Annotated in this window: 8 protein-coding genes and 1 pseudogene; 8 read left to right on the top strand and 1 reads right to left on the bottom strand. The window is 35.1% G+C overall.

Going from position 1 to position 12,042, the window contains the following annotated elements; genetic code table 11:
* From ACTTKP_RS08850 to ACTTKP_RS08820, 7 genes and pseudogenes are all read left to right on the top strand, one after another.
* A pseudogene (locus ACTTKP_RS08850) lies at positions 1-336 on the top strand (tRNA (guanosine(37)-N1)-methyltransferase TrmD); the annotation flags it as partial.
* A 344-nt stretch (positions 337-680) separates the two neighbouring features.
* Positions 681-2,471 (top strand): methyl-accepting chemotaxis protein, encoded by a 1,791-nt coding sequence (locus ACTTKP_RS08845; protein WP_442553538.1) that lies wholly within the window; start codon positions 681-683, stop codon positions 2,469-2,471.
* Between the two features lie 17 nt (positions 2,472-2,488).
* Positions 2,489-3,130 carry a pyroglutamyl-peptidase I gene (gene pcp, locus ACTTKP_RS08840; RefSeq protein WP_442553537.1) on the top strand — a complete coding sequence of 214 codons (642 nt, stop codon included), beginning with the start codon at positions 2,489-2,491 and terminating at the stop codon, positions 3,128-3,130.
* Positions 3,131-3,146: 16 nt separating this feature from the next.
* Positions 3,147-4,805, top strand: a complete 1,659-nt coding sequence (locus ACTTKP_RS08835) for a glycoside hydrolase family 13 protein (RefSeq protein ID WP_442553536.1) — start codon at positions 3,147-3,149, stop codon at positions 4,803-4,805.
* A gap of 143 nt (positions 4,806-4,948) precedes the next feature.
* On the top strand, positions 4,949-6,319 hold the full coding sequence (locus tag ACTTKP_RS08830; RefSeq protein ID WP_442553535.1) for an ABC transporter substrate-binding protein: 1,371 nt from the start codon (positions 4,949-4,951) through the stop codon (positions 6,317-6,319).
* A gap of 90 nt (positions 6,320-6,409) precedes the next feature.
* On the top strand, positions 6,410-7,450 hold the full coding sequence (locus ACTTKP_RS08825) for a carbohydrate ABC transporter permease (protein WP_442553534.1): 1,041 nt from the start codon (positions 6,410-6,412) through the stop codon (positions 7,448-7,450).
* Positions 7,450-8,310 carry a carbohydrate ABC transporter permease gene (locus ACTTKP_RS08820; protein ID WP_442553533.1) on the top strand — a complete coding sequence of 287 codons (861 nt, stop codon included), beginning with the start codon at positions 7,450-7,452 and terminating at the stop codon, positions 8,308-8,310. The genes ACTTKP_RS08825 and ACTTKP_RS08820 overlap by 1 nt, the downstream gene beginning before the upstream one ends.
* Before the next feature lie 144 nt (positions 8,311-8,454).
* On the opposite strand, the gene ACTTKP_RS08815 is transcribed toward ACTTKP_RS08820, so the two are convergent.
* Positions 8,455-10,134 (bottom strand): alpha-glucosidase, encoded by a 1,680-nt coding sequence (locus ACTTKP_RS08815; RefSeq protein ID WP_442553532.1) that lies wholly within the window; start codon positions 10,132-10,134, stop codon positions 8,455-8,457.
* 301 nt (positions 10,135-10,435) lie between these two features.
* Between ACTTKP_RS08815 and ACTTKP_RS08810 the strand changes: the two genes are divergently transcribed.
* Positions 10,436-12,042, top strand: a 1,607-nt coding sequence (locus tag ACTTKP_RS08810) for a pullulanase-associated domain-containing protein (RefSeq protein WP_442553531.1), incomplete at its 3' end; no start/stop codon positions are given.

The following is a 12,042-nucleotide window of genomic DNA, read 5'->3' as shown; positions in this document are numbered from 1 at the left end:
ATTTCCATAGGTGACTATGTACTTACAGGAGGAGAATTACCTGCTGTTATTATGATAGATGCCATATCAAGACTGGTTCCGGGAGTATTAAATAATACTGATTCTGCGATAGGAGAATCATTTACAGACGGACTTCTTGAATATCCACAGTATACACGCCCTGAAACCTATATGGATATGAAGGTTCCTGAAATATTACTCTCGGGTCATCAGGCAAAAATAGAACAGTGGAAGCTTGAAGAGGCTCTGAAAAGAACCAAAGAACGCAGACCGGAATTATACGAGGAGTATCTAAGAACGCATACTTTGCCAAAGAAAACTAAGTTACCGGAGTAATTTAATTAAATATTTACAAAAGTCATTTGAAAAAGCTACTAAACCTGATAATGTTGAATTGCTTGACATTAGTGATATTTATGGAGTATGAACTATAAAACATTTGAGGTTGTATAATATACATTATATTTGAATAAATATAATATATATTAAATGTGTAAAAAATTGATATAATAAAACATATTATGCAAAATATATTGTTGTATAATATGTTTTTACATTGTATAATATATTTTGTGTATAAGGAGGACACAGTAAAGATTAATAAAAATTATAATAAAGGAACTTTGAATGGCAGGACGGTATAATAGGCTGTCTTGCTAATTAAAGTAAAGGATGTATTTATGGTAAAGAAAAAACATAAGAAAATAGGTAATAAAATATTGCTCGCCTGTGTTTCAATCTCGGTGGCATTGAGTTTGGCTTTAGGTGGATTGGCAATAATAAGTTTAAACAAGCAGTCAAAAAAACAGCTTGAATCATCTTCAGAATTATTTTTAACTGACTATGATAATTTGATAAAAAGTGAAGTAAAGACTATAATATCTATGTTAGAGCCTGTTAATGAGCTTATTGGTTCCGGTAAAATTAGTGAAGAAGAAGGAAAAAAATTAGCTGCAGATCTTATAAGAAGTGCAAGGTATGAGAATGATGGATATTTTTGGGCAGATACTATTGATGGAACTAATGTAGTGTTGTTAGGTAAAAGTGTTGAGGGAACTAACAGAAAGGATTTGACTGATCCTAACGGAGTTAAAATAGTAGAGGAATTTCTTAAAATAGCTAATTCCGGTGGTGAAGGCTTTGTGGATTATTCTTTTAACAGGGAAGGTGATGCAGTACCGGTACCAAAAAGAGCTTATGTAGAATTGTATAAACCATTTAATTGGATTATAGGTACAGGCAATTATATAGATGATATGGATAAGATATTACACGAAGAAGAACTTAAGAGTAATAAAGTTAAGGGAAGGGCTATAATTGTATTAGTTATTGAGGCTTTAATATCTTTAATTGTATCCATAATAATAAGTCTGATATTTAAAAAGAGAATATCTGATAAGTTAGATAAAGTTGCCAGTATATCCAGCCGTATGATGGAGTTCGATTTTTCCAGTTCAAGTTCACATGAGCATGATGTTGCTAAGCCTGATGAATTAGATATAGTTTTAGAGATGACGAGAAAAATGCGTGCTAACCTTTCTGATATGATTTCTGTACTTAAAGAAGATGCAGAAGCTTCGGAGGTATTATCTAATAATATGTCTGATATAGTTAGAAGTACTGAAAAAATAGTTAAGGATTCACAAGTTGCTATGCTTAATATTGCAGAAGGTGCAACTGAGCAGGCAATGAATGTTTCTTCTGTTTCTAAAGCTTCTGAGGTAATAAATGATAAGCTTGCACTAATGCTTGATATAGTGAAAAAATTAGAAAATGCTTTAATGGTTATAAGTAAGAATAAGACTGAAGGAGTTTATCTTATAAATGAGCTGAAAAAGGCAGGAGAAAAAAGTGGAGAAGCATTTTCTAAAATGAAGGATGTTACACTTGAAGCAAGTACAAGTGCTTCTAAGATATCCGAAGCCTCTGAAATGATACAGGCAATATCAGATCAGACAAACCTTCTTGCACTTAATGCTGCTATTGAGGCAGCGAGGGCAGGAGAGGCAGGTAAAGGCTTTGCTGTAGTTGCAGATGAGATAAGAAAGCTTGCTGAACAGTCAGCCAAGTTTACAAATGAGATAAAAGTTGTTATAGAAGTGTTAAAAGACAGTGCTGATAATTCCGTTGAAATGATGGAAGAAGTAAGTGAAATAATGGAAAAGCAGGTTAAAATAAGAAAAGATACCGGTGATAAGTTTATTGAAATATCCGATATGGTAGATACAAGTACAGAGATATTAAACGAACTTAATGAATCTTCGGAAATAATAAGGCAGGGAAATGAAAGTTTAGTTAAATCAGGAAAATCTTTAACTGAGATTTCAGAAGAAAATGCTGCTACATCAGAGCAGATGAGTGCTACTATGGATGAACTTGCTGAATCAATGAATATTGTTTTGGAGGCTGAATCTAAACTTAATGGAATTGCAAGGTCATTGAAAGAAAAAGCTGATATGTTTACAATTTAAATATTAGGGAGTTATCTATGAAATTACTTCTTACAGCATTTGACCCGTTTGGAGGAGAAAAGATAAATCCTGCACTTGAGGCAGTGATGCTTGTACAAAATCAGATTGATGGAACGGATATTGTTAAACTGGAAGTACCTACAGTTTTTAGAAAGTCTATTAGGATAGTAGGTAAAGCGATAGAAGAAGAAAAGCCTGACTTTGTACTTTGTGTAGGGCAGGCTGGTGGAAGATATGATATTACGCCTGAAAGGGTGGCAATCAATATAGATGATGCCCGAATACCTGATAATGAGGGACACCTGCCAATAGATGAGATTATTTTTGAAGATGGAGATTCAGCTTATTTTTCTACACTTCCGGTAAAGGCGATGGTAGAAGAGATAAGGAAGGAAGGATTACCTGCAAGTCTGTCAAATTCGGCAGGGACATTTGTCTGTAACCATCTTATGTACGGCGTGCTATATATTTTAAATAAACAGTTTAAGGGGACAAAGGGTGGATTCATCCATGTCCCTTTTATTGCAGAGCAGGTTACTAACAAGCCGGATAAACCGTATATGGAACTGATGGACATTGTAAGAGGACTTGAGGCAGCTATCAGAGCTGTTGCAGCTAATGAAAAGGATATTAAAGTGATAGGTGGAAAAGAATTTTAAAAGGAGGGAAACGATAATGAACAAAGCTTGGTGGAAAGAAAGTGTTGTTTATCAGATTTATCCAAGAAGTTTCTGTGACAGTAACGGAGATGGTATAGGCGATTTAAAGGGAATTACAAGTAAACTACCTTATCTTAAAGAACTAGGTATAAATGTAATATGGCTCTCGCCTGTATACCAGTCACCTAATGATGACAATGGTTACGATATCAGTGATTATGAAGATATAATGACCGAATTTGGTACCATGGCGGATTTTGATGAAATGCTTGATACAGCCCATGGTCTTGGTATTAAGATTGTGATGGATTTAGTAGTAAACCATACCTCAGATGAGCATAAGTGGTTTGTAGAAAGCCGTAGTTCAAAAGATAATCCGAAAAGGGATTATTATATATGGAAAGATGGAAAAGAGGGTAAAGAGCCAAATAACTGGGGATCTTGCTTTTCAGGCTCAGCTTGGCAGTTAGACAAGACAACAGGACAGTATTATTTGCACTTATTTTCAAAGAAACAGCCTGACTTAAATTGGGAAAATGATGAGGTTAGAGAAGAGGTATTTGGAATGATGAACCGTTGGTTTGAAAAAGGAATTGACGGTTTTAGGATGGATGTTATAAGCCTTATTTCAAAAGATCAGAGTTTTCCTGATGGCCCTACATATGGTGGACTTTATGGAAGTTTTGAATCTTGTGCAAATGGTCCTAGGGTACATGAATTTTTACAAGAAATGAATAAAAAGGTGCTTTCTAAGTATGACATAATGACTGTTGGAGAATGTGCAGGTGTAACACTTGAAGAGGCTGAGAAGTATGCAAATAGTGATGGTAGCGAATTAAACATGGTATTTCAGTTTGAACATGTGGGCTTAGACGATGAAGACAAGATGAAATGGTCAACTAAGAAAATGCCATTAGTCCCTCTTAAAGAAAATCTTTCAAAATGGCAGAAAGGACTTAACGAGGTGGCTTGGAACAGTTTATATTTTTGTAATCATGACCAGCCGAGGATAGTATCAAGGCTTGGAAGTGAAAAGGATGAGTATAGGGAACTTTCAGCTAAGTGTATAGCAACCTGTTTACATATGATGCAGGGAACGCCTTATGTATATCAGGGTGAAGAGCTTGGTATGACAAATACAGTTTTCAATTCGGTGGAAGATTTTAGAGATCTTGAATCAATTAATGCTTTTAATGAGCTTACTGAAAAAGGAGTAATCAGTGCAGAGGAGCTTTTCCCTAAGATTTGTCATAAGAGCAGGGATAATGCAAGAACACCTATGCAGTGGGATGACAGTGAGAATGCCGGTTTTACTACAGGAACACCTTGGATAGCTGTAAATCCTAATTATACTAAGATAAATGCCAAAGAACAGATATCAAGGGAAGATTCGGTATTTAATTATTATAAAAAGCTTATAGCACTCAGAAAAGAGTATGAGATTATAGTTTATGGCGATTATAATTTGCTTCTTCCTGATGATGAGGATTTATTTGTATATGAAAGAAGTCTGAATGGACAGAAACTTATGGTAGTTTGCAATTTTTCAGAGAACGAAAGAGACTTTAATTTTGAAGAAATAGATACAGGTAAGGTTTTAGTGAATAATTATAAAGAATTTAATACAATAGAAAATAAATTAAGACCTTTTGAGTCTATTGTGATTCTTTATTAAAAAATGTTTGGTATTTTTAGACAATTAAGTTAATTTGTTGTTATATTGCAACAAGGAAAATGATATTTTACTTGATATTTTTGTACTATTCTGCTAAAATTGGTTTATAAGGTAACTAAAAAAATTCATTAAAGGAGAGAAAAATGAAAAAAAACTATCTTAAATCACTTTTAGCATTGGGCTTATCTGCGTCAATGCTTGTAGCATGTGGCAGTACGGGCGGTACTAACAGTTCAAAGGCAACAACTGATTCCGGTGCAAAGTCAGCAGCTTCAGCAGCTTCAACAGCTGCAAGTACAGCAACATCATCTGCGCCTGCAAGCAATGGAGAGGCAGTTCGTCTTGTAAATGGAAAAATTGAAATTGACAAGCAGCTTCAGGCAGCTGCAAAGCTTTTCAAAGAGAAGACAGGACATGAAGTAGTTATTGAATCAATGGGTGGCGGTGTTGATATTCAGGGACAGATTAAGAGTTATTTTGCGGCAGATAATATGCCTGATATGTTCGTTATCGGTGGTGATGGTGATTACAAGAACTGGGAAGGCAAGTGTGCAGACCTCAGCGATTGTAAATTTGCAAGTGATACCGACTTTGGCTATAAGGATAAAAATGATGGCACTTTAGTAGGTTTTCCTTATGCAGTTGAGGGCTATGGTATTACTTACAATGCAGACATTCTTGAAAAAGCGGGAATTGATCCGGCTTCACTTACAAGCTATGATGCATTTAAGGCAGCTTTTGAAAAACTTGATTCTATGAAGGCTGAACTTGGTCTTGATGCTGTAGCTTCTGTAACTGCTGAGTCAGGTCAGATGTTTTGGTCAACAGGAAATCATATTTTAGGTTACTATTATAGCGGCGGTCTTCAGAGAGGAGATAACTCCATATTAGATAAGGCTTTGGCAGGTGAGTTTGATAAGGCAAGACTTGCAGAGTTTGCAGACATGGTAGAGCTTTTATTTAAGTATGCAGACCAGCAGGTACTTCTTTCAGGTACTTATGATGATCAGCTTGCTAAGTGGGCTCAGGGTAAGACAGCATTTATTACACAGGGTAACTGGGTTGATCCTTCACTTAGTCAGTACAATGTTTCTTTTAAGTGTGGAATAGCACCTCTTGCTTTCACGAAGGCAGATATGCAAAATGTTCTTGCTGACTGCCCATCTTGGTGGTGTGTATATAAGGATAGTAAGAATATACAGGTTTGTAAAGATTTCTTAGATTTCCTTGCTACAACAGATGAAGGACAGACAGTATTGGTTAAGGATGCAGGTATGATTTCTCCATATAAGAGCAGTAAAATAGTGCCTGCTGCACCTCTTGCTACAAGTCTTAAGACTTATGTAGATGCAGGTAAGACTTCTTCTTGGGCTTGGTCAAATATGCCTGAAGGTATAGCTCAGAATGCTTTCGGTTTAGTATTTGAGTCATTTGCAAAGGGAGATCTTGATAAGGCAGGTTTTGTAGAGGCAATGCAGACAACTCTTGCTGATTATATTGCAAATAATAAATAATCTGTAATTAAAATATGTTAATATGGGCGCTCGGTTTTCCGTTCGCCCATATTTTTAAAAGATGATACAGGCTTTCAAAAGGAGGCTTCAATGAAGAGTGGAACAAGAAAAGTATTATTTGGAGGAATTGCGGTACTAGGCATTATACTTACCGTTATTTCATTAGCTATGGTATTAAGTGGGGGGAAGAATGAGTACCGTGGGATTATTTTTATAGTGGGCATGTGTATGACAATTTTAGGAATATTAGAATTTCCTAATGTGCATCACACAAAGATAGTGAATATTGTTTTTATTTTTCCTATGTTATTTACTTTTTTCGTGACAGTTCTGCTTCCGTTTTTACTTGGTATCTACTATTCTTTCACGGACTGGAATGGTGTAGAAGCTAAGAATTTTGTTGGTATAGCGAATTATATTACTATGTTTAAGCAGATGGATTTTGTATATTCTTTTGTAATTACTTCCATATTTACAATATTAAATATGATATTGGTAAATGTAGTTGCATTTTTATTGGCTCTTCTATGTACTTCCAAAATAAAAGGTAAGGATTTTTTCAGGGCAGCATACTTCCTGCCTAATCTTATCGGAGGACTTGTTCTCGGATATGTATGGCAGTTTATCTTTAATAAGGTTATGACTATGTTATTAGCAGGCTCTAAATCAATGCTTACAAATCCAAACCTTGCACTTGCAGCTATTCTTATTGTAAGTACATGGCAGTATGCAGGCTATATTATGATGATTTACATAACCGGTTTGCAGACAATACCAAAATCAGTAATGGAGGCATCCGGAGTAGATGGCGCAGATGGAATAACAACACTTTTTAAAATTAAAATTCCAATGATAGCCAATACTTTTACTGTATGTACCTTCCTTACACTGGTAAGTTCATTTAAGCAGTTTGATCTTAATATTTCTATTACAAACGGTGCTCCTTCCAGAGTGTTAGGAGCTAAGATTGTTCAGGCGACTGAATTTTTAGCTTTGAATATTTATAATACAGCAATTAGAAAAAATAATTATGCACTAGGACAGACTAAAGCAGTTATATTCTTTATCATACTTGCCATAGTTTCTCTTACGCAGGTAGTTATAAGTAAGAAGAAGGAGGTGGAATTATAATGAAACCTGAAAAAAATAGAAATTTTATTGCTACGATTATTGCTACAATAATTGCAATTTTTGTATTATTTCCATTCTTCTTGGTTGTTATTAACTCAGCAAAGTCAAGTGCGGATATAGTGGTAAGCCCTATTAATTTCCCTAAGAACTGGGGGCAGATGTTTGATAACATGAAAAATGTTATTAATAATGCAAACTTTAATTACTGGAGTTCATTTAAGAGCTCTATTATAATTACAATAGTTTCACTTGCTTTACTTACAGTATTTTCCTGTATGGCGGCTTGGGTACTTAGTAGAAATGAAAAAAAGAAATGGTCGGCAATTATCTTCCTTATTTTTGTAGCAGCCATGGTTATTCCTTTCCAGGTAGTTATGCTCCCTATCCTTACTATATTTAAGAATATTAGTAATTATTTAGGCATACCTATGCTTTCGTCTTATACGGGACTTATTTTTGCTTACCTGGGCTTCGGTGGTTCAATGTCAATCTTTATATTCCATGGCTTTGTAAAAGGTATTCCAAAGGAACTTGAAGAGGCTGCCAAAATTGACGGCTGTCTGCATGAGCAGATTTTCTTTAAGATTATCTTCCCGCTTATGAAGCCTGTACAGATGACAGTCTTAATTCTTAACGGACTTTGGATATGGAATGACTACCTTCTTCCTTCAATTATGCTTGGTTTAAATGGTAGGATTAAAACACTTCCTGTTGCAGTAAGCAGCTTTGTAGGCTCTTATGTAAAGCAGTGGGATCTTATACTTACTGCAGCCTTTCTTGCGATGATACCTATAATTATCCTTTTCTTATTTGCACAGAAGCAGATTATCAAGGGTATGATGGAAGGTGCTATAAAGTAAAGTTTATAATTAAAGGTAAATTTATAATTCAAAAAACAGAGAACTCAAAATCAGGGGTTCTCTGTTTTTTGATTATAAACCAAAATCATTCATGCCATAGGTCACAGACCTATTATTTCACATAGTACAGTAGAATAAATGTTTTTACTCTACTTCTAAAATCACGCTCTGATATGGTTTAAGCTTTATCTCATTTTCATTTAAAAACTCTACATTGTCCATATTGGAGAGAAGAGTAGCGGCAGTCTTTTTCTCTAATTTGACTAATTTTTCAAAATTATCAAAATTACCAAGTACAAGTAAAGTTTGATTTTCACCATTTCTGTAAAATGCCATAAGATTATGTTCATTTTCAAGATAAGGTACAACCTCTCCATAGACTATAGTTTCTTTGTAAGCTTCATTTTTTCTAAGTGCTGTAAGCTTTTTATAATAGCTAAGAACTGACTTTTCATCATTTATCTGAGCTTCTACATTTATTTTAGTATACTGAGGATTTACCATAAGCCAAGGAGTACCGCTTGTAAAGCCTGCATTCTTGCTGTCATTCCACTGCATAGGAGTTCTTGCATTGTCTCTGCTAAACTTCTTAACAGCATTAAAAGCTTCTTCAGGAGATAAGCCGGCTTCAAGAGCTGTCTGATATTCTCCAATAGTAGAAATATCATCTATTTCTTCCATGCCTGTAAAATCTGTATTTTCCATACCGATTTCCTGTCCCTGATAGATGAACGGAAGACCTTTCATCATAAACTGCATGGTACCCAACAGCTTCTTGGAGTCGTCATTTATGTCACAGCACTGAAGATAGTGGCTTACACCTCTAGGCTCATCATGGTTTTCTATTATTGTAGAAATGTAACCTAAATCGCCTACTCTTTTTTGTGTTGTAAAACAACATTTCTTATAATCATCAGGGGTTATAGGCTTTGCTGCATGCCAGCCCTTATCACTTTTTCCGAATATTGTTTCTTCAAAATCAAACATAGTCGAGAAATGTCCCTCATCACCTATGAAGATAGGAATATCCTCAGTTCTGTCTGTAAATACCTCACCTACTGTAAAAGCATCATGTTTATCAAAAGTATTTTCTCTTAATTCCTGTAAATATTTATCTACATTCTTTGCATCTTCAAGCATTTTGGCACAGATAACGGTGCCGTCTTCTCTATCAGGAGGGTAGTTATAATCAGTAAAAGGAAGTGCCTTGCTTATATTCATAATGGCATCTACTCTAAAGCCTGCAAGTCCTTTATCAAGCCACCAGTTAATCATCTTATAGATTTCATCACGAAGCTTTGGATTTTCCCAGTTTAGGTCAGGCTGTTTCTTATGGAAGAGATGGAGATAATATTTATCAGTACCCTCAATTTTCTCCCAGGCACTTCCGCCAAAGTAGGAACGCCAGTTATTTGGAGGATTGCCATCTACACCGGCTTCTATAAAGAAATATTTTGCATACTCACTGTCAAGGTCTTTCATAGCCTTTTTGAACCACTCATGTTCATCGGAACAGTGGTTTATAACCAAGTCCATAAGAATATACATATTTCTTTTTTTAGCCTCTGCAAGCAGTTCATCCATATCAGCCATACTGCCAAAACGAGGATCTATATCATAATAATCAGCTATATCATAGCCCTGATCAGCAAGAGGAGATGGGTAACAAGGAGAAAGCCATATAATATCTACTCCTAAATCTTTTAAATAATCAAGTTTATTAATTACACCTCTTAAATCACCTATTCCATTTCCCTTAGTATCCAAAAAGCTTTTTGGATAAATCTGATATGCAACCTTCTCGTGCCACCATTTTCTTTTCATTACTTGCCTCCATTAAATTTTGATATGAAATGATAATACATGAAACAAGGCTATATATCAAGTTAAATCTTGAAAAACTTAGTATCAAATGTTATCATGTGAACATAATTTAACCCAAATTATTCACGAAACATCTTGTGAAATATTGTAATCAAGCTATAGTTACCTCCAAATTACAATATTTGCAGATATTTTGTAATATTACTCCATATTCACAGACAGAAAACAGTTTATCATGTGGAATAAAATGTCTATGACCTATGGTGTAAATAATCAGGGTTTATATAGAGAGGAGAATGTTATGGAAAAAAGAATCAAGGTATTTTTAATGGTGTTACTAGTAGGCATTTTATCTGTAATTATGCCTTTAAGCGAAGTGGTTTCGGTTGCGGCTGCCAGTCTGACTGTTAAGCTGCATTACCACAGAAAAGATGGAAAGTATGATGGTTGGAACGTATGGATGTGGGATGAGGGCGGTGACGGCAAGGCTTATGACTTCAAAAAAGAAGGAAAAGACATGATTGCAACCAAGGATGTTGCAGCGGGAGCTGCAAAGGTAGGCTTTATTATAAGAAAGGGTGAATGGGAAGAAAAAGACTTTGACGGTGATCAGTTTATTGATTTATCTGACATGGTTTCAGGTACAGTAGATGTTTTTGTCGAATCAGGCAAAGAAGGCTTTGAGAAAAAGAACAGCAAGGATGCTGTAACAGGAATCAAGGTTTCACAGGCAAAATATAATGGAGATGTAAATATTGCTGTTACAATGACTGGTAAAGTTAAAGATGACCTTATGAAGGCATTTAAAATTAAGCCTGAGGTTAAAATAAAGGCTGTTGAAGAGGGAAGTGATAATTTATATTCTATTACACTTGATAAGCCTTTGGAGGCAGGTGGAAATTACAGTATTATTTATGACAAAAATGAGTATAAAATCATTATGCCTAATTTTTATTCTACCCAAAAATTTGAAGAAGAATATACCTATACAGGTGATGATTTAGGTGCTGTTTGGGCAAAGGATAAGACTGTTTTTAAGGTATGGGCTCCAACAGCTAAGTCTGTAAAGATTAATTTATATAAGTCGGGTACAGCAGGGACTGATGACCTAATCGAAGCAATAGATATGAAATCTGATATAAATGGTACTTGGATAGCTGAAAAACAGGGTGACTTAAATGGTGTGTATTATACTTATACTGTTGAGGTAAATGGCAAAAAATCAGAAACATGTGATCCTTATGCAAGAACTACAGGTGTAAATGGTGACAGGGCTATGATAATTGACTTGTCTTCTACAAATCCTGCCGGCTGGGATAGTGATAAAGATCCAAATTCAGGAAAAAATATTACAGATGCTACCATATATGAGCTTCATATAAGGGATCTTTCTTCTGATAAAAGCTCAGGGATTAAAAATGTTGGTAAATTCCTTGGATTAACTGAAACAGGTACTAAAACTTCTTCCGGTATTCCAACAGGTATTGATCATATTAAAGACCTTGGAATTACTCATCTACATATATTGCCATTTTATGACTATGGTTCAGTAGATGAGACAAAATTAGATAAACCTCAGTTTAACTGGGGATATGATCCTAAAAACTACAATGTACCTGAGGGTTCTTACTCAACTGATCCTTATAAAGGGGAAGTCAGGGTTAAGGAAGCTAAACAGATGATTCAGACTTTGCACAAAAACGGTATAAGCGTAGTTATGGATGTTGTTTATAACCATGTGCATAACGCAGGTGATTTCTGCTTCAATGTGCTTGTTCCGGGATATTTTTCAAGAATAAGCAGTGATGGCAAGTATTCAAATGGTTCAGGCTGTGGTAATGATACAGCTTCTGAAAGGTCTATGGTTAAAAAATATATTGTAGATTCTGTTTTATATTGGGCTGATGA

Origin of the sequence: Catonella sp. (assembly GCF_052169795.1) — a bacterium.
Taxonomy (GTDB): domain Bacteria; phylum Bacillota; class Clostridia; order Lachnospirales; family Lachnospiraceae; genus Catonella.
The sequence above is the reverse complement of the archived record's forward strand: the minus strand, read 5'-3'. Positions and strand labels throughout refer to the sequence as shown.